The 16631-nt window shown below is 66.2% G+C and carries 18 protein-coding genes and 1 pseudogene; 7 read left to right on the top strand and 12 right to left on the bottom strand.

The window, feature by feature from the left end; translation table 11 throughout:
* Positions 1 to 4: 4 nt before the first annotated feature.
* Genes AC5Y5W_RS17460 through AC5Y5W_RS17485 form a run of 6 tightly spaced genes read right to left on the bottom strand, consistent with a single transcriptional unit; the run spans position 5 to position 5996 of the window.
* The gene (locus tag AC5Y5W_RS17460) at positions 5 to 1234 is read right to left on the bottom strand and encodes an O-succinylhomoserine sulfhydrylase (RefSeq protein WP_500011874.1); all 1230 of its coding nucleotides are present in this window, start codon (positions 1232 to 1234) and stop codon (positions 5 to 7) included.
* The gene (locus AC5Y5W_RS17465) at positions 1231 to 1644 is read right to left on the bottom strand and encodes a rhodanese-like domain-containing protein (protein WP_500011876.1); all 414 of its coding nucleotides are present in this window, start codon (positions 1642 to 1644) and stop codon (positions 1231 to 1233) included. Before AC5Y5W_RS17465 ends, AC5Y5W_RS17460 begins: the two co-directional genes overlap by 4 nt.
* A gap of 13 nt (positions 1645 to 1657) precedes the next feature.
* Positions 1658 to 2878 (bottom strand): formate-dependent phosphoribosylglycinamide formyltransferase, encoded by a 1221-nt coding sequence (gene purT / locus AC5Y5W_RS17470; RefSeq protein WP_500011878.1) that lies wholly within the window; start codon positions 2876 to 2878, stop codon positions 1658 to 1660.
* Positions 2879 to 2883: 5 nt separating this feature from the next.
* The gene (locus AC5Y5W_RS17475) at positions 2884 to 4056 is read right to left on the bottom strand and encodes an XdhC family protein (RefSeq protein WP_500011879.1); all 1173 of its coding nucleotides are present in this window, start codon (positions 4054 to 4056) and stop codon (positions 2884 to 2886) included.
* Positions 4057 to 4065: 9 nt separating this feature from the next.
* The gene (locus AC5Y5W_RS17480) at positions 4066 to 4701 is read right to left on the bottom strand and encodes a PaaI family thioesterase (RefSeq protein WP_500011881.1); all 636 of its coding nucleotides are present in this window, start codon (positions 4699 to 4701) and stop codon (positions 4066 to 4068) included.
* The gene (locus tag AC5Y5W_RS17485; RefSeq protein ID WP_500011883.1) at positions 4698 to 5996 is read right to left on the bottom strand and encodes an adenylosuccinate synthase; all 1299 of its coding nucleotides are present in this window, start codon (positions 5994 to 5996) and stop codon (positions 4698 to 4700) included. Before AC5Y5W_RS17485 ends, AC5Y5W_RS17480 begins: the two co-directional genes overlap by 4 nt.
* 217 nt (positions 5997 to 6213) lie before the next feature.
* Here AC5Y5W_RS17485 and AC5Y5W_RS17490 point away from each other — a divergent pair.
* The 5 genes and pseudogenes from AC5Y5W_RS17490 to AC5Y5W_RS17510 form a co-directional block, all read left to right on the top strand.
* Positions 6214 to 6321: pseudogene (locus tag AC5Y5W_RS17490) on the top strand (DUF2510 domain-containing protein); the annotation flags it as partial.
* A 207-nt stretch (positions 6322 to 6528) separates the two neighbouring features.
* Positions 6529 to 7716, top strand: coding sequence for a hypothetical protein (locus AC5Y5W_RS17495; RefSeq protein WP_500012000.1), 1188 nt, complete (start codon positions 6529 to 6531; stop codon positions 7714 to 7716).
* A 46-nt stretch (positions 7717 to 7762) separates the two neighbouring features.
* Complete coding sequence (locus tag AC5Y5W_RS17500) at positions 7763 to 8413, top strand: peptidase M50 (protein ID WP_500011991.1); 651 nt, start codon at positions 7763 to 7765, stop codon at positions 8411 to 8413.
* A gap of 9 nt (positions 8414 to 8422) precedes the next feature.
* Positions 8423 to 9202, top strand: coding sequence for a site-2 protease family protein (locus AC5Y5W_RS17505; protein WP_500011885.1), 780 nt, complete (start codon positions 8423 to 8425; stop codon positions 9200 to 9202).
* A 39-nt stretch (positions 9203 to 9241) separates the two neighbouring features.
* Positions 9242 to 10129 carry a cation diffusion facilitator family transporter gene (locus AC5Y5W_RS17510; protein WP_500011887.1) on the top strand — a complete coding sequence of 296 codons (888 nt, stop codon included), beginning with the start codon at positions 9242 to 9244 and terminating at the stop codon, positions 10127 to 10129.
* Here the strand turns inward: AC5Y5W_RS17510 and AC5Y5W_RS17515 are convergent, their stop codons facing one another.
* Positions 10130 to 10546: a DUF3151 domain-containing protein gene (locus AC5Y5W_RS17515; RefSeq protein ID WP_500011889.1), complete on the bottom strand. Its 417-nt coding sequence runs from the start codon at positions 10544 to 10546 to the stop codon at positions 10130 to 10132.
* Between the two features lie 110 nt (positions 10547 to 10656).
* On the opposite strand from AC5Y5W_RS17515, the gene AC5Y5W_RS17520 reads away from it, so the two are divergent.
* Positions 10657 to 11532, top strand: coding sequence for an Rv0361 family membrane protein (locus AC5Y5W_RS17520; protein WP_500011891.1), 876 nt, complete (start codon positions 10657 to 10659; stop codon positions 11530 to 11532).
* 3 nt (positions 11533 to 11535) lie between these two features.
* On the opposite strand, the gene AC5Y5W_RS17525 is transcribed toward AC5Y5W_RS17520, so the two are convergent.
* The 3 genes from AC5Y5W_RS17525 to fbaA form a co-directional block, all read right to left on the bottom strand.
* Positions 11536 to 11958 carry a PIN domain-containing protein gene (locus AC5Y5W_RS17525; RefSeq protein WP_500011893.1) on the bottom strand — a complete coding sequence of 141 codons (423 nt, stop codon included), beginning with the start codon at positions 11956 to 11958 and terminating at the stop codon, positions 11536 to 11538.
* The gene (locus AC5Y5W_RS17530) at positions 11949 to 12155 is read right to left on the bottom strand and encodes a DUF2191 domain-containing protein (protein WP_500011895.1); all 207 of its coding nucleotides are present in this window, start codon (positions 12153 to 12155) and stop codon (positions 11949 to 11951) included. The genes AC5Y5W_RS17525 and AC5Y5W_RS17530 overlap by 10 nt, the downstream gene beginning before the upstream one ends.
* Positions 12156 to 12288: 133 nt before the next feature.
* Positions 12289 to 13323, bottom strand: a complete 1035-nt coding sequence (gene fbaA / locus AC5Y5W_RS17535) for a class II fructose-bisphosphate aldolase (protein WP_500011897.1) — start codon at positions 13321 to 13323, stop codon at positions 12289 to 12291.
* A gap of 151 nt (positions 13324 to 13474) precedes the next feature.
* Here fbaA and AC5Y5W_RS17540 point away from each other — a divergent pair, with 151 nt between their 5' ends.
* Positions 13475 to 14152, top strand: a complete 678-nt coding sequence (locus AC5Y5W_RS17540) for a DedA family protein (protein ID WP_500011899.1) — start codon at positions 13475 to 13477, stop codon at positions 14150 to 14152.
* Between the two features lie 3 nt (positions 14153 to 14155).
* Here AC5Y5W_RS17540 and AC5Y5W_RS17545 read toward each other — a convergent pair whose 3' ends face one another.
* Both AC5Y5W_RS17545 and AC5Y5W_RS17550 read right to left on the bottom strand, forming a co-directional pair.
* Positions 14156 to 15508 carry a 3-oxoacid CoA-transferase gene (locus AC5Y5W_RS17545; protein ID WP_500011901.1) on the bottom strand — a complete coding sequence of 451 codons (1353 nt, stop codon included), beginning with the start codon at positions 15506 to 15508 and terminating at the stop codon, positions 14156 to 14158.
* Positions 15501 to 16625: a glycoside hydrolase family 76 protein gene (locus AC5Y5W_RS17550; RefSeq protein WP_500011902.1), complete on the bottom strand. Its 1125-nt coding sequence runs from the start codon at positions 16623 to 16625 to the stop codon at positions 15501 to 15503. The genes AC5Y5W_RS17545 and AC5Y5W_RS17550 overlap by 8 nt, the downstream gene beginning before the upstream one ends.
* Between the last annotated feature and the right edge of the window lie 6 nt (positions 16626 to 16631).

Here is a 16631-nt window from a genome sequence, read left to right on the forward strand (position 1 = left end):
ATCGTCAGCTCAGCGCCCGGTCGAGGTCGGCGATCAGGTCGTTGGTGTCTTCCAGCCCCACCGAGATCCGGATGACCCCTTCGCCGAGGCCGATCGCGGCCCTGCCTTCGGGTCCCATCGCCCGATGGGTGGTGGTCGCCGGGTGAGTGACAAGGGATTTCGCGTCGCCGAGATTGTTGGAGATGTCGATGAGCTGCAACTTGTCCAACAGGTCGAAGGCCCGCTGCTTGACCACGCCGGCCGGGGCATCGAGCTCGAACGTGACCACCGTCCCGCCGCCAGACATCTGCCGCTTGGCCAGATCGTATTGGGGGTGCGACGCCAGATAGGGGTACCGCACCCAGCGTACGCTCGGGTGACTTTCCAGGAACTCGGCCACCCGCTGCGCCGACGAGTTGGCGTAGTCAACCCGAACCGCCAGCGTCTCAAGGCCTTTCAGTAATACCCAGGCGTTGAAGGCGCTGATCGCCGGACCGGTGTGCCGCATCAGCTTCTGCACCGGGCCGTCGATGTATTCCTGGTCGCCGAGGATCGCCCCGCCCAGCACCCGGCCCTGCCCGTCGAGGTGTTTGGTCCCGGAGTACACCACGACATCGACGCCCAGCGGAAAGCCCTGCTGCAGCAGCGGCGTGGCGAAGACGTTGTCCAACACCACCTTCGCCCCGGCGGCATGCGACATTTCGGTGACTGCGGCGATGTCGACCAGCGACTGCATCGGGTTCGACGGTGTTTCGAAGAACACCGCCTGGGTGGGCACCGACAGCGCCTGCTCCCATTGAGAGAGGTCGTCGCCGTCGACGAACACGGTCTCCACACCCCAGCGCGGCAGGATCTCGTTGCACACTACGAAACACGAGCCGAACAAGCTGCGGGATGCGACCAGTCGGTCACCGGCACCCAGCAGTGCGCCCAGCGAGGTGAACACCGCCGCCATGCCGCTGGCGGTGGCGAACGCGGCCGGCGCACCCTCGATCAGCCGCAGCCGCTCCTCGAACATGGTGATGGTCGGGTTGCCGTAGCGGGAGTACACATACCGGTCCACCTCCCCGGTGAACGCTTGCTCGCATGCGGCCGCGGATTCGTAGACATAGCCGGAGGTCAGATACATCGCCTCGGCAGTCTCGTGGAACTGCGACCGCAACACCCCGCCACGCACCCCGATGGTGGCCGGACCGACACCCTCGGGCAGCGGCGGTGGTATCCGGATCGAGCGTTCGTCGTCGGCGCTAGTCATGACTGTTTCCACGGCAATCCGATTGCCCGCCAGCCGGTCACGCCGCGGTGGCCGGCCTCGTCGAGATCTCCTTCGAATCCGTCCAGCACGTTGTAGGACGGTGCGATGCCGGCGTCGGTGGCGGCCTCCGCGGCGCCCACGGAGCGGTTACCCGAGCGGCACAAGAACACCACCGGTCGGTCGTCTCGCGCCGGGACCTGGTTTAGCAGTTCGGCGACGAAATTCTCGTTGCGGGTGCCGTCCACGCTGTTCCACTCGATGTACACGATGTCGCGGCCGAGACTGGACAGGTCGGCCATGCCGACGAAGCGCCATTCGGCGTCGGTGCGTACGTCGACCAACACCGCTTCGGGATTCTCGCTGAGCAGCTGCCAGGCCTGCTGCGGCGTGATATCTCCTGCGTAGGGCATGTGCGCGAGTCTCTCACGACCGCCAATGCTTGCGCAGCGCGGCCGACGCCTGACGGGCGCGGTCACGCGCGGTGGCCACGTCGTCCGCGGTGATGACGGCCAGCCCAAGCCGGTGCCGCCCCTCGGCTTCCTGGCCGAAAACCCGCACATCGCTTTCCGGCACGGCCAGCGCTTCGCGTAGGGCGCTGCCTATGGTTCCGGGCTGATCGACCGCCTCCGTGTACACGACGTGTGCGGCCCCTGGCGAAATCATGATGGTGTCGGTGCGCAGGCCGAGGATCGACCTGGCCTGCAACTCGAACTCCGACAGCCGTTGCGTGCGCAGCGTCACCAGCCCGCTCTCGTACGGCGACGCGCTGACATCGCAGAAGTACACCTCGTCGCCGCGGACCATCAACTCGACCCCGAAGACGCCCCGTCCGCCGAGTGCCTTGACAATGCGCGCGGCGATCGACTTGGCGGCATCCAGCGCGGCCGGCGTCAGATTCTGCGGCTGCCATGACTCCACCACGTCGCCGGTGGTGTCGCCGTGCCCGATCGGAGTGCAGAACTCCACCACCGGACCGGTCGGTCCCTCGCTGCGCACAGTGAGCAGGGTGACCCGGAAGTCGATTTCGACGACGGTCTCGGCCAATACCCGGTTGGGTGTGCGAGATCCGCCGGCCGATACGGCGCGCTGCCAGGCCGCATCGAGGTCATCCGGCGCCGAGATCACCGTCGCTGCCTGGCCGTCAACGCGCGTGACCGGCTGGACCTGCAACGGGTACCCGGCGTAGTCGGCCACCGCGCGGAGTTCCTCCAGCGATCCGGCGAACCAGAACGGCGCAGTGGGCAACCCGAGTTCGTCGGCGGCCAGCCGCCGCAGAGCCTCCCGGTCGGTGGTGAGCCGGGCGCTGCGGGCGGTCGGGAACACCTGCGCGAAATCGGTTTCGGCGGCGGCCGTCAGCGCGTCGGCTGCGACCGCATCGGTCACGGTCACCACGAAATTGGGTTGCAACCGCCCGATTACTGCGGCCAGCTCGTCGGTGTCGGTCAGGTCGACGACGACCGACTCGTCGGCAACCCGGTGCGCGGGCGCGTCGGCATGCCGCCCCACCGCGATCACCTCAGCGCCGAGGCGCTGAAAAACCACCGCCAGCTCGCGGCTGAACTCACCCGCACCCAACAACATCACCTTGGTGTGTTGGATGTCATCGCTGCGGAGCTGCTCGTCCTCGACCGGTTCGGCCTGCATGCTGCTCAAGGATAGAGCGGGAAACTAAGCGCTGAACTGGTCGCAGGGTTGGCAGCCGGGCCGCTGTCGTGGTGGATACGGCCGTCGATATCGACCAGCCGACCGCCACCGCCGCCCCAGCGTCGGGCGATGATGTCGGCGGCAATCGACACCGCGGTCTCCTCTGGGGTGCGTGCCCCGAGATCCAGCCCGATCGGGCTGGCCAGCCGGCTCAGCTCGACGTCGGTCAACCCTGCTTCGCGTAGCCGGACCATCCGGTCGTCGTGGGTGCGGCGCGATCCCATCGCCCCGACGTAGCCGACGTCCAGGCGCAGTGCGACCTCGAGCACCGGCACGTCGAACTTCGGGTCGTGGGTGAGCACGCAGATCACCGTGTGCCGATCGATGGCGCCCGCCTGCGCCTGCGCCGCTAGATAGCGGTTGGGCCAGTCGACGACGACCTCGTCGGCGGTGGGAAAGCGCGCCGGTGTCGCGAATACCGAACGGGCGTCACAGACGGTGACCCGGTAGCCCAGCAGCGAGCCCTGTCGCGCCAGTGCCGCAGCGAAGTCGATGGCGCCGAACACCAGCATCCGCGGCCGCGGCGCGTGGCTGGCCACGAACACATCCATGCCTTCGCCCAGCCGTTGGCCGTCGGGCCCGTAACGCAGGACCTCGCTGCGCCCGGTCGCCAGCAATCCCCGCGCGTCATCGGTGACCGCGGCGTCGGCGCGCGCCGTACCGAGTGAGCCGGACACCGCCTCGGGGCGGACGATCAACCGTCGGCCCAGCCGCGTGGGGTCGGGATGAACGATCACGGTGGCGATCGCCACCGGCCGGTGGGCGTCCAAATCGTCGGCCACCATGCTTAGTTCTGGAAACGCTTCCCGCGAGATCGCCTCGATGAAGACGTCGATGCTGCCACCACAGGGCAATCCGACGGCGAACGCGTCGTCGTCACTGATGCCGTAGCGCTCCAGCCGCGGCGTCCGGCTACGCGCGGTCTCGGCGGCGAGCTCGTAGACGGCGCCCTCGATACAGCCGCCCGATATCGATCCGCTCACCGACCCGTCGGGAGCCACCACCATCGCCGCGCCCGGCGAGCGTGGTGCGGACTGGAAGGTTCGCACCACGGTTCCCACGCCGGCGGTGCCGCCGGCGTGCCAGATCGACATCAGATCGGCGAGCACGTCGCGCACGAGACCAACCTACGGCTGGCCGGGCAGCAACCGCACCATCAACGCGTGTACCTCGGCTAGCACAGTGTCCTCGGAGTCGACGAGCTCTCCGGAGATGAACGCCTTGCGGCCCTCGGTGGAATCGATGCGTGCCCGCACGATCAGCGGGGTGTCGATCGGAGTGACCTTGCGGTAGTCCACTTTCAAGAATGCGGTTCGGCTGATGGGCCGGGAAGCCGCGTGCACCACCATGCCGCAGACATGATCGAAGATCAGCGGCAGCACACCGCCGTGCACGGCCGAGTTGCCGCCGACGTAGTAGCGGCTGAACTGCCCGCGCATTTCGACACCGTCGGGGTCGAACTTGGTCATCTTCCACGGCGGCATCAACAGACTGCCCATGCCGGGCATCGACGGCACCCGGCCGGCCGGCGCCACGCCCTCCGGCGCTTGGAACGGATCGAGCAGCTTGACCAGTTCTTCGGCCCGCTCGGCGGCACTGTCCCACGTGTCGTCATCGGGATCGGTGGACACCGCCAGGTCTTGCAGGCGCCGCATCGCGGTGACGAACCGAGCGAAACCCGGACCCGGTTCGGCGGCCTCGTACCGCGGAAACCCGCCATGCTTTCCGTAATCGGGGTCGACCGACTCCGGTTGATCTGTCATCGGCGCACCTGCAGAACATCGCGGCGCACAATGGTTTGGTCTCGGCCCGGACCGACCCCGATGCACGAAACGTGTGCTCCGGCAAGCTCTTCCAATCGCAGCACGTAGTCACGCGCCTTGGCCGGCAGGTCGTCGAACTCCCGGGCGTGTGAGATGTCTTCCCACCAGCCCGGCAACTCCTCGTATATCGGTTCGGCGCGACCCAAATCGCTTTGGGTCATTGGCATCTCGTGGGTGCGTTTGCCGTCCACGGTGTAGCCGATGCAGACCGGAACGGTCTCCAGGCTCGACAGCACGTCGAGTTTGGTCAAGAAGAAGTCGGTGATGCCGTTGACCCGGGTGGCGTAGCGAGCGACGACGGCGTCGAACCAGCCGCAGCGCCGGCGCCGGCCGGTGGTCACCCCGAACTCGCCGCCGGTCTTGGACAGGTATTCGCCGTTTTCGTCGAACAATTCGGTGGGGAACGGTCCCGAACCCACCCGGGTGGTGTAGGCCTTGAGGATTCCCAGCACCGTGGTGATCCGGGTCGGGCCGATGCCGGAGCCGACGGCAGCGCCACCGGCCGTCGGATTCGACGACGTCACATAGGGATAGGTGCCGTGGTCGACGTCGAGCAGGGTCCCCTGCGAGCCTTCCAGCAGCACCGTTTCACCGGCCTCCAGCGCGTTGTTGAGCAGCAGACGGGTATCGGCGATGCGGTGCTTGAAACTTTCGGCCTGCTCCAGCAGGTTGTGCACGACCTGCTCGGGCTCCAGTGCCTTTCGGTTGTAGATCTTGACCAAGATCTGGTTCTTGAGCTCCAGTGCGGCCTCGATTTTGTGGGCTAATTGTTCGGGGTCCAGCACATCGGCGACCCGGATGCCCATCCGTGCGATCTTGTCCTGATAGCAGGGGCCGATGCCGCGACCGGTGGTGCCGATCTTCTTGCTGCCCATGTAGCGCTCGGTCACCTTGTCGATCGCCACGTGGTAGGGCATCAACAGATGCGCGTCGGCCGAAATCAGCAGCCGGGAGGTGTCGACGCCGCGGTCCTCGAGGCCTTCGAGTTCGTCGAGCAGCACACCGGGATCGATGACTACGCCGTTGCCGATGACGTTGGTGACGCCGGGTGTCAGCACACCCGACGGGATCAGGTGCAGGGCGAAGTTCTCGCCGGTGGGCAAGACGACGGTGTGCCCGGCGTTGTTGCCGCCCTGATAGCGCACCACCCACTGCACGCGTCCACCGAGTAGATCGGTGGCCTTGCCTTTGCCCTCGTCGCCCCATTGGGCGCCGATCAGGACGATTGCCGGCATGGTTCTCCTGTTTCTTGTGGTTCCAGCCGGTGTCTCACACTATCTCAGGGGTTTGCGAGGACGCCGCTGAACCGCCCGGCTAACTGCATCTGCGCGCATCTGGCAAACCGCTACTAGCCGTGCCCTGGCGGGGTTACGATCCGCGACAAGAAAGTTCCAAGACGTCTGCTCGAGACTTTGCCAGCCCCGTAGCACACCCTCCACAGGGGGAAGAGCAATGACGACAACATCCCGCCAGCCCGGCTGGTACGACGACCCCAACGACCCGAACGCCCAGCGTTACTGGGACGGTCAGGACTGGACACCGCACCGTCAGCGAAAGCAGGCCACGCGGCCCGCGGCGCGGCAGCAGCCCCCTCCACCGGAGCAGCCGGCCGGCAGGTCGGCGCCGCCGCCACCGCCTCCGCCGAACGAGCCGCCACCACCGCCCCCATCCAGCGGGCCACCACCCACGCAGGCACAGCCGGCTGCCGCGTCCCGGGTCACGTCCGGCGCGATCAAGACCGCGGCCATCGTCGCCGGCGTTGCGCTGGTGGTGGTCATTGCCGCGTTCGTGGCCGGCCGCGTCCAGTTCGGATCGTTCCTGCCGGGCATCCTGATTGTCGCCGCGATCGCGGCCATCATCGGGTTCTTCACGCTCCGGTCGCATCGATCCGTTGCGTACAAAGCGTTGGTCGTCACCGCCATAGTGGCCGTCTTCGTCGTAGCGATACCGGCGAGTTCGAAAGTGGTGTTCCCGGTGTACAGCCACTTCTTCGGGCAAGAGTCCGGTCCGGGCTCGCAAGCGGAGCCTGGCGGCTCCGGCTCGGGGCCTGGGGGTTCGCACCATGGGGGAGGATCAGGGAAAGCGGCAGACGCCCCGACGTCAGGAATACTGGTGATGTCGAATGACGGCTCTGGCCTCAACTATGGCTACATTGATCCCGGCACCGGCAAATACGGTCTTGTCTCGACGTTCAATGTCACAGGATCAGGATCAGGAGCCACCGATGATCTGGAACAGGTATCTCCAGATCTGACCAAATTAGCCACGATGAAGCAAGATGATACCGCGGGGCCATACAGCGCAACCCGCGCCGGATGGGTCGATACCAGCGGAAAATTCACCGCAGTCAGCCCCGCCGCGCCGAAGGCGGGCGATTTTCAGCAAAGTCTGCCACCGACCTACAGCTCGCCGCACTTCGACGGAGCAGGAAACTTCTATTACGTGGCAAACCAAAACGGAAAGTCTCACCTGTACAAGCTGCCGTCGGGGTCAACATCGGACCCCCAAGAGGTCACGCCGACCCCCAAAACTCAAGGCACCGCTCCCCTCCGGAATCCCGACGGCACCCTCAATTTCGACTGCGCGGAGATACCCGGACAGTGGCTCGGGTCCGACAGCCGCATGGAAGTCGCCAGTACGTCCGGTCTGCCCGGCAGCTCCAGCAGTTCGTCATCTCCAGGGTTCGCTATCGTCAAATACCCCATCACCACCACCGGCAGTGGCTGCCCTTCTATCAAGCAGGGCGGCGAGGACGTCACGAAGGTTTTCGACTTAGGTATCCAAAACGTGAGCCAGCCGGTAGCGAATCCCGACGGCACCAAGATCGCGTTCATCAACACCAACTCGCCAGGCGGCCTGTACGTCGTCGACGTCGGCGGCGACAACAAGTCCAACCGCATCGCCTCACCAAGCGACCTCGATCTCGGCCAGATGACGTTGATCGGTTGGAACTAATAGACAATGGGTGATCGCTGAATTCGACCGCGCTTGCCCGGAATCCATGAATACCGGCGGGAATGCCGCCAGCGTGGCGGTGTTGTTGTTCGGCGATCGTCGTGCCCCGGCTCCGCTGCGCAGCCTGCCCGCCCGCCGGGTCACCAGCCCGGCCGACGTGGACGCTGCCGCGAAATCCTGTCAGCGGCTGGTGGTGGTCGGCGCCGATGCCGACCTGGCCACCGTGCTGATCCGGCTGCTGCGCGCCGAGCTGCTGAACGTCGAGGTGGCCTACGTGCCGCGCCGCCACAGCCCGGCCACCCGGGCCTATCGGCTGCCGGCCGGGTGGCGCGCTGCCCGTCGAGCGCAAGGTGGCACCGCCAAGCGGGTGCCATTGATCCGCGACGAGACCGGGTCGGTGATCGTCGGGGCCGCCGAGTGGCAACCGTCCGGTGACGCACAGTTGCTGCACGGCGAAGCCGTGGTCGACGACACCGTGCTCGTCGACGGCCATTTCGGCGGGGCGCGAATCGAGCCGACCGCGACGGTGCCCGGCCTGCGCGCCCGGGTAGTTGGCCGGCGCCGCTGGGTGACCGGACGAGCTGCCCAGCTGGGCACCACCGGCGCCGCGGTGATCCGCGACGGGATACCGGCCGCCCGTCCGGCACGGCGCTCGACGTTCTACCGGAACACCGAAGGCTGGCTACTGGTCCGGTAGCGTCGTGACGTGAGCATTCGCGGTGTGCACCAATCGGTGCGGCCCAGCCCGATCTTCCTGGCGATCGTCGGTCTAACGGTGCTGGGCGGTGCGCTGGCGTGGCTGGCCGGTGCCAACATCGCGCCGCTGGCCTATGCCGGCGTGTTCGTCATGGTGATCGCCGGATGGGTCGTGTCGCTGTGCCTGCACGAGTTCGGGCATGCCGTCACCGCCTGGCGGTTCGGCGATCACGACGTCGCCGTGCGCGGCTACCTGACGCTGGATCCGCGCCGTTACGCCCATCCGGGTCTGTCGCTGGGCCTACCAATGCTGTTCATCGCGTTGGGCGGAATTGGGCTACCCGGCGCCGCTGTTTATGTGCGCACTTCGTTCATGACGGCCACGCGGCGCACCATCGTCAGCCTGGCCGGACCGTCGGCCAACCTGCTGCTGGCGGTGCTGCTGCTGGGAGTGACCCGCATCTGCTACGACCCGGACCACCCAGTGCTGTGGGCCGGCGTGGCTTTCCTCGGCTTCCTGCAGGTCACCGCGGTCCTGCTGAACCTCCTGCCGATTCCGGGCCTGGACGGTTACGGCGCACTTGAACCACATTTGAGTCCCGAAACGCAGCGAGCACTGGAACCGGTCAAACCGTGGGGCTTGCTGGCGCTATTGGTGCTGCTCATCGCGCCGGTGCTGAACCAGTGGTTCTTCGGGATCGTCTACTGGTTCTTTGAGCTATCCGGAGTGCCCGCGATGCTGGCAGGTGCCGGCGGACAGCTGACCCGGTTCTGGAGCGCGTGGATGTGACCTTGCCATATATGCGCTAACACGCATATATTTCGTGGCATGGGCGCCGGTCACCAGCACACCGATGTCGACGCCCGAATATCCAGGTTGCTCGCCGCCGCGGCGCTGCTGAGCGGGTTCTTCGCCGTCGAGATCGCCACCGCGCTGGCCATCGGCTCGATTGCGCTGCTGGCCGACGCCGGACACATGTTGACCGACGTGGTGGCCGCGTTTATGGGGCTGGCCGCCGTGTTGCTGGCCCGTCGCGGCAGTACGTCGCCGCGGCGCACCTATGGCTGGCACCGCGCCGAAGTGTTCACCGCTGTCGCCAATGCGGCGCTGCTGATCGGGGTGGCGGCGTTCATCCTCTATGAAGCGGTTCGGCGGCTTGGCGACGCCCCGGCGGTGCCGGGCGTACCGATGATTGTGGTCGCGCTGCTCGGCCTGGCCACCAACGCCGTGGTGGCGCTGATGCTGCGCTCGCACGCCGCCCAGAGCCTGGCCGTCAAGGGCGCGTACATGGAGGTCATCGCCGACGCGATCGGCAGCGTCGGCGTGCTGATCGCGGGGCTGGTCACCGTCACCACGCACTGGCCGTACGCCGACGTGGTGGCGGCCGTCGTCGTTGCGCTCTGGGTGTTGCCGCGGGCGTTCTCACTGGCCGCCGAGGCGTTGCGGATTTTGTCCGAAGCATCTCCTGGCCACATCGACGTCGAGGAGCTGCGTTCGGCCCTGTGTGCCGTCGACGGTGTGACCGACGTCCACGACCTGCATGTCTGGACGCTGGTACCGGGCAAGGACATGGTGACCGCGCACCTGACCAGCCACGGCGACTCGGCCCGGGTGCTCGACGAGGCCCGCGCGGTGTTGGGCACTCGCGGATTGGCGCATGCCACCGTCCAGGTCGAGCCGACGGGCGGCGCGGATAGCTGCGGAGCCAGCTGGTAACTAACTCAAGCCGAGCGCGGGGCGGGCGTTCGGGTCGCAGTCGTCGAGTAGATCTCGACAGCGCACGTATTCATCGGTTTCGCCGATGGCGTCGGCGGCCCGCGCCAGCGCGGCCACACACCGCAGGAAGCCACGGTTGGGCTCGTGCGCGTAGGGCACCGGACCGAAACCCTTCCAGCCGTGGCGGCGCAGCTGGTCCAGTCCGCGGTGATAGCCGGTGCGGGCATAGGCGTATGCGGTGACGGCCTGGTCGTCGGCCAGCGCCTCTTCGGCCAGCACCGCCCAGGCCACCGACGCCGTCGGGTGCGCGGCGGCGACAATGGCCGGTTTCTCGCCGGCCCGCAACTCGGTCTCGGCCTCGCTGTCGCCTGGCAGCAGGATCGGGTCCGGCCCTAAGAGGTCACCCATGGAAGTCATGACTTCTATCTTGCCGTTGCCTCGGTCTCGCCGCGGCGTCGCCACACAAACTGGGTCGGGTCGCTAAGCTCCCACATACCGATTCGACTGCGGGGAGGACAGCAGCGCTCATGCCCACGTCACCAGGGCCCGACCGCGACAGCAGGTCGAATAAGGCTGGATTCGATCCAGACGCCGGCAACGACCCGGCGGGCCCGGGCGCCGGTCCCGCCGACGGGCACGCTGGCCCCGACGACGAGGCCACCGAGGCCTACCGGCGAGCGCCGTCGGACGCCGAACCCGCCACCGAGGTGATCGCCAAAGGCCACGACACGGAGCACGAGGACGCCCAACCGCAGCGCGAGCGCGGTGAACGGCGTTTTACCGCACCGGGTTTCGACGCCAATGAGACCGCGGTCATTGACACCGGCCCGGAGCCGGCCACCGAGGTGTTCCAGGCCGGTGAGGCGCAGCCTGGCGGCCAGGGCCGGTTAACGCCGAGAGCTGCTGTGCCCCAGCTGATTCCGCCACGGCTGGGGGCCAAGCTGCGTCCGTCGAGCCAGCGCAGCTGGGGCTGGGTGTTGGCTCTGATACTGATCATCCTGGCGCTGGCGGCGATCGCGGTGCTGGGAACGGTGGTGCTGACGCACGGAAACAAGAAGAAAGCCGCTTCCCAGGAAGATGAGGTCCGCAGCACCATCCAAAGTTTCGACGTCGCTGTGCAAAAAGGCGACCTGGCTGCGTTGCGCGGCCTAACCTGCGGCACCGCCCGCGACGGCTATGTGAATTATGACGAGCACGCCTGGGAGGACACCTACCAGCGCGTCGCGACCGCCAAGCAGTATCCGGTGGTGGCCAGCATTGATCAGGTGGTCGTCAACGACGGTCACGCCGAGGCCAATGTCACCGCGTTCATGGCCTACGCCCCGCAGGTCCGCTCCACCCGCAGTTTTGACCTGCAATACCGCGACGACCAGTGGAAGATCTGCCAGTCCAGCACTGGCTGATCACTATAAGCGGCCACGCGGGATGGCCCATTGCTGTGCAAACGTCAATACGGTTGCGGCCGTGTCGAAGTCGGCGTCATAGTGCACGACGGTGAGGTCGTGGGCTGCGGCCAGGGCTGCGGTAAGTAGATCGGCGACCCCGACAGAGCGGTGCCGGGCCGTTCGAGCGAGTTCACGCTGAGCGTTAAGAGCGGACTGCCAATGCTCGTCGTTGGTCGGTAAGTATTCATAGGCTGCGCGGCGATCGTGCCATAGCTGTTCGTATTCGCTTGGACTACGCGCGCTGTGCAGCGCTTCGGCGTCAAGCGAAGCAGTGGTCGCCACCAGTCCGGCCTCGATCAACGGGGTGATCCGTCGCGACACGTCGGGGTGCCGCATCCGGGCCGCGGCGCTGGTGTCGATCAGGTAGCGTGCGATTAGCGCCACACGTCGACGCGTTTCTGCGGTTCGGCCATCTGCTCTAGACCGCCACCGACAAGCCATTCGACTTGGCGCGCACGGGCGGAGTTGGCCGCCGCGTGTTCCAGGGCCAACCGCACGGTGTCCGAAACGCCAGTTGTATTGAGCGCACGTTGCGCCGCGATGAGCAGGTCATCGTCAAGATCAATCAGCCGCTTTGTCACCACACCTCCACATACACATATATACGTTCAACGCCTAAAGTATATATGGCGCATGGTCTCGCGCTCCCACATCCATAAGTAGCGGTGCGCGCCGAGCGGTGGCCATGACGTGCTGTTTTCGGCGAGCTAGCGGTTAGCCGGACAGCGACTTTCCGGCGCAGTGCAAGTCGTTGCAGGCCTCGATGACCCGCTCGGTCATCCCGGCTTCGGCCTTTTTCAGATAGCTACGCGGGTCGTAGACCTTCTTGTTGCCGACCTCGTCGTCGACCTTGAGCACGCCGTCGTAATTGCTGAACATGTGCCCGGCGACCGGGCGAGTGAACGCGTACTGGGTGTCGGTGTCGACGTTCATCTTGACCACGCCGTAGCCCAGCGCCTCTTCGATCTCCGACTTCGCCGATCCGGAGCCGCCGTGGAACACGAAGTCGAACGGCTTGGCGTCGTCGGATAAGCCGAGCTTGGCCGCCGCCACCTTTTGGCCTTGCGCCAGGATGTCGGGACGCAGCTTGACGTTGCCGGGCTTGTAGACGCCGTGCACGTTGCCGAACGTCGCGGCCAGTAAGTACTTTCCGTGTTCGCCGTGGCCCAGCGCGTCGATAGTTTTCTCGAAGTCGTCCGGTGTGGTGTACAGCTTGTCGTTGATCTCGTTGGCGACGCCGTCCTCTTCGCCGCCGACGACGCCGATCTCGATCTCCAGGACGATCTTGGCGGCCGCCGCGTCCTTGAGCAGCTGGCGGGCGATGTCGAGGTTCTCGTCGATCGGCACTGCCGAGCCGTCCCACATGTGCGATTGGAACAGCGGGCTCTTGCCGGCCGACACCCGCTCCGAAGAGATCGCCAGCAGCGGCCGCACGTAGCCGTCCAGCTTGTCCTTGGGGCAGTGGTCGGTGTGCAGCGCCACGTTGATCGAGTACTTCTCGGCGATGATGTGGGCGAACTCGGCCAGCGCCACCGCGCCGGTCACCATGTCCTTGACGCCGAGACCGGAAGCGAACTCCGCACCACCGGTGGAGAACTGGATGATGCCGTCACTGCCGGCGTCGGCGAACCCCTTGATCGCGGCGTTGACGGTCTCCGAAGATGTGCAGTTGATCGCCGGGAAGGCGTAGCAGTTCTGCTTGGCCCGCTCCAGCATCTCGGCGTAGACCTCGGGTGTTGCGATCGGCATGGAACTCCTCCTGAGCTGGTGTGAAGCGGGCCGGCGGCGGCTGCACCTGAAGACGTGTCCGCCCAGTATCGCAACACCGCGCGGGCGTCGAGACCCCACCCGGGCCGCGTCTGGTCAGAGCGGGCCCCGGACGCCGGTATCTTGGGTCCTCATGGACACCGCCGTGTTGGCCTTGCCCGACCTGATGGACCCGATGTATTGGATCGGTCCGCAGGGCCTGTTCGCGTCGGCGGTACTGCCCGCCATCCTGCTCATCGTCTTCATCGAGACCGGCCTGCTGTTCCCGTTGCTGCCCGGCGAGTCGCTGCTGTTCACCGGCGGACTGCTGGCCGCGCACGGGACGATGAACATCTGGGTGCTGGCCCCGGCGGTCGCGCTGGTCGCGGTGCTCGGTGACCAAACCGGGTATTTCATCGGTCGCCGGATCGGGCCGGCGTTGTTCAAGCGGGAAGATTCCCGCTTCTTCAAGCAGCATCACGTGACGGAATCGCACGCGTTCTTCGAGAAGTACGGTCCGATGGCCATCATCCTGGCCCGGTTCATGCCGTTCGTGCGCACCTTCACCCCGGTGGTCGCCGGGGTGTCCTACATGCACTATCCGACGTATCTGGCGTTCGACATCGTCGGCGGCATCGCCTGGGGTGGCGGTGCGACGGTGGCGGGCTACTTCCTGGGCAACGTGGACTTCGTCCATCGCAACTTGGAAGCGATCATCCTGTGCATCCTGTTCGTGTCGATGTTGCCGGCGTTGATTGCGGTCGGGCGGAGCTCTCTGAACCGCCGTAGGGCAGCCAAGAGTGACCCCGAGCAGCTCACGGTGTCCGAGTAGCCGCTAGTCCAGTGCGACGGTGAAATCGCAGCCGGTCTTGGCGCGCACGTCCTCGACCGTCACCCCGGGATGCAGTTCTTTGAGAGTCAGCCCCCGGTCGGGTTCGACGTCGAAGACGCACAGGTCGGTGATGATCATGTCGACCACGGCCTTGCCGGTGATCGGCAGGGTGCATTGCTTGAGAATCTTCGGGCTGCCGTCTTTGGCGGTGTGATCCATCACGACGATCACCCGCTTTACGCCCGACACCAAATCCATGGCGCCGCCCGGTCCTTTGACCATCTTGCCCGGCACCATCCAGTTCGCCAGGTCGCCGTTCTCCGCGACCTCTAATCCGCCCAGGATGGACAGATCGATGTGGCCGCCGCGGATCATCGCGAAGGACTCGGCGCTGCTGAAAAAACTCGAGCCGGCAAGCGTGGTGATGGTCTGCTTCCCGGCGTTGATGAGGTCGGGGTCGATCGCATCCTCGGTCGGGTAGGAGCCGATACCCAGTAGGCCGTTCTCTGACTGCAGCGTCACGCTGATGCCCGACGGAATGAAATTGGCCACCAGCGTGGGAATTCCGATGCCCAGGTTGACGTAGTAGCCGTCACGCAGTTCCTGGGCGGCCCGGCGGGCCATCCGCTCGCGAATCGGACTGTCGTGCTTGAGCGCGGCACCGCTTGTCACCGTGCGGAATTCGATGCGCTTCTCGTAGCTGGGCCCTTCGATGATGCGGTCGACGTAGATGCCGGGAGTGTGAATCTGATCGGGATCCAAGTCACCGACTTCGACGAGCTCCTCCACCTCGGCGACGGTCACCGTGCCGCAGGTGGCGATCATCGGATTGAAGTTGCGCGCGGTCTTGCGATAGACGAGATTGCCCGCTGTGTCGCCCTTCCATGCCTTGACGATGGCCACGTCGGCGCGAATGCCTTCTTCCAGAACATATTCGGTGCCGTCGAAGACCCGGGTGTCTTTGCCCTCGGCGAGATTGGTGCCGTAGGCGGTGCGGGTGTAGAAGCCCGGAATGCCTGCCCCGCCGGCGCGCAACTTCTCCGCCAGCGTCCCCTGCGGAGTGAGGGCGAGATCCAGTTCACCTGACAGCACCTGGCGTTCGAACTCCTTGTTCTCGCCGACGTAGGAGGCGATCACTTTTTTCACCTGTCGGGCCTTGAGCAGCAGGCCCATGCCGAAATCGTCCACGCCGGCGTTGTTTCCGACGATCGTGAGGTCCTTGACACCGCTGTCCACCAGAGCCTGGATCAGGTTCTCCGGAATGCCGCACAGGCCGAAACCGCCAGCGGCGACGGTGATCCCGTCCTTCAGCAGGCCGTGCAATGCGGTCTCTGCGTCGGGATGGACTTTAGTCATTTGCGCCATTCCTCTCTACTGCGCTGACTGCGTGGGCGGCCTCCATCAGCATCCAGCCGGACAGCTGCACCGACAGGTCACGCTCGGCGACCTCGGAGCCGGTCACCGCGCCCTCGACGAACTCGGCCTCTTTGCCGCCCGTCGACGGCAGGTCGGCGGTGCGATCCCAGAACGGTCCGAACAGCGGCAGCCCCTGCACCGACTGCCGGTAGTCCCACGCCGACTGCGCGGAGTCCAACACCAACTCGCGAGCGGTGTCACGGGCCGCGGCGTCTTCGACCGACTCCCCCGGCAACGTGGTGGCGACCTGCGCCAGGTAGCGGACGGTGACCCCGCCGAACAGTCCCCCGTCGCCACCGCCTTCGCCCTTGAGCACCCCCGCCGGCGCCATGTGCTCCTTGACGGCGTCGACCAGCCGGTGCACCCGCGGCGCGTGCCGCGGATCGCCGGTGCGCGCGGCCAATTCGGTCTCCAGCCCCAGCACCACGCCCTGGCAGTAGGTGTACTGGGCACGGACCAGCGAACCGGCTTTGATGCCGTCGAACACCAGATGCGTCTTCGGGTCGATCAGCGTGTTGTCGATCCAGTCGGCCATCTGCTGCGCGCGCTTGAGGCGGTCGCCGTAGCGGGCCAGAAAGATTCCGGCCGGACCGTTGCCCGGGGCGTTGAAGAACTGGTCCTGTTTGCGCCAGGGGATGCCGCCGCCATCCTCGGGCACCCAGGCTTTGACGAACTGGTCGGTCAGTGTGTCAAGGGCGCGATGCCGGTCGACGCCGACAAACCGGGACGCCCGCTCGAGCGCCAGCGCCAGCCAGGCCATGTCGTCGTAGTAGTCGTTGACCCATCGCCCGACGTTGCGCAGCCGATGTGCGCGGATCTGGCGTTTGATCTCTTTGTGACGCTCCGACGTTGGGTCGCGTAGTTGGGCGTCGACCAGACAGTCCAGCAGATGCGCCTGCCACCAGTAATGCCAGTGTCCGAACAACCGGTCACGTCGCACCGGCGGCCAGGCCACCACGCCCAACTGGGTGCCCGGCAGCGCCCACAGTCGTCTGAGGTGCCGGGCGGTCACCGCCGCTTCGGCGCTGGCCGCCCGGTTGGCCCATAGCTGATCCATATGCAC

The sequence above is a fragment of the Mycobacterium sp. NGS51 genome, from assembly GCF_059812525.1.

Bases quoted from the DNA above. Each gene is read 5' to 3' on its own strand.
- AC5Y5W_RS17460 (WP_500011874.1), bottom strand. From the start codon at position 1,234: ATGACTAGCGCCGACGACGAACGCTCGATCCGGATACCACCGCCGCTG.
- AC5Y5W_RS17465 (WP_500011876.1), bottom strand. From the start codon at position 1,644: ATGCCCTACGCAGGAGATATCACGCCGCAGCAGGCCTGGCAGCTGCTC.
- purT (WP_500011878.1), bottom strand. From the start codon at position 2,878: ATGCAGGCCGAACCGGTCGAGGACGAGCAGCTCCGCAGCGATGACATC.
- AC5Y5W_RS17480 (WP_500011881.1), bottom strand. From the start codon at position 4,701: ATGACAGATCAACCGGAGTCGGTCGACCCCGATTACGGAAAGCATGGC.
- AC5Y5W_RS17485 (WP_500011883.1), bottom strand. From the start codon at position 5,996: ATGCCGGCAATCGTCCTGATCGGCGCCCAATGGGGCGACGAGGGCAAA.
- AC5Y5W_RS17500 (WP_500011991.1), top strand. From the start codon at position 7,763: ATGAATACCGGCGGGAATGCCGCCAGCGTGGCGGTGTTGTTGTTCGGC.
- AC5Y5W_RS17510 (WP_500011887.1), top strand. From the start codon at position 9,242: ATGGGCGCCGGTCACCAGCACACCGATGTCGACGCCCGAATATCCAGG.
- AC5Y5W_RS17515 (WP_500011889.1), bottom strand. From the start codon at position 10,546: ATGACTTCCATGGGTGACCTCTTAGGGCCGGACCCGATCCTGCTGCCA.
- AC5Y5W_RS17520 (WP_500011891.1), top strand. From the start codon at position 10,657: ATGCCCACGTCACCAGGGCCCGACCGCGACAGCAGGTCGAATAAGGCT.
- fbaA (WP_500011897.1), bottom strand. From the start codon at position 13,323: ATGCCGATCGCAACACCCGAGGTCTACGCCGAGATGCTGGAGCGGGCC.
- AC5Y5W_RS17540 (WP_500011899.1), top strand. From the start codon at position 13,475: ATGGACACCGCCGTGTTGGCCTTGCCCGACCTGATGGACCCGATGTAT.
- AC5Y5W_RS17545 (WP_500011901.1), bottom strand. From the start codon at position 15,508: ATGACTAAAGTCCATCCCGACGCAGAGACCGCATTGCACGGCCTGCTG.
- AC5Y5W_RS17550 (WP_500011902.1), bottom strand. From the start codon at position 16,625: ATGGATCAGCTATGGGCCAACCGGGCGGCCAGCGCCGAAGCGGCGGTG.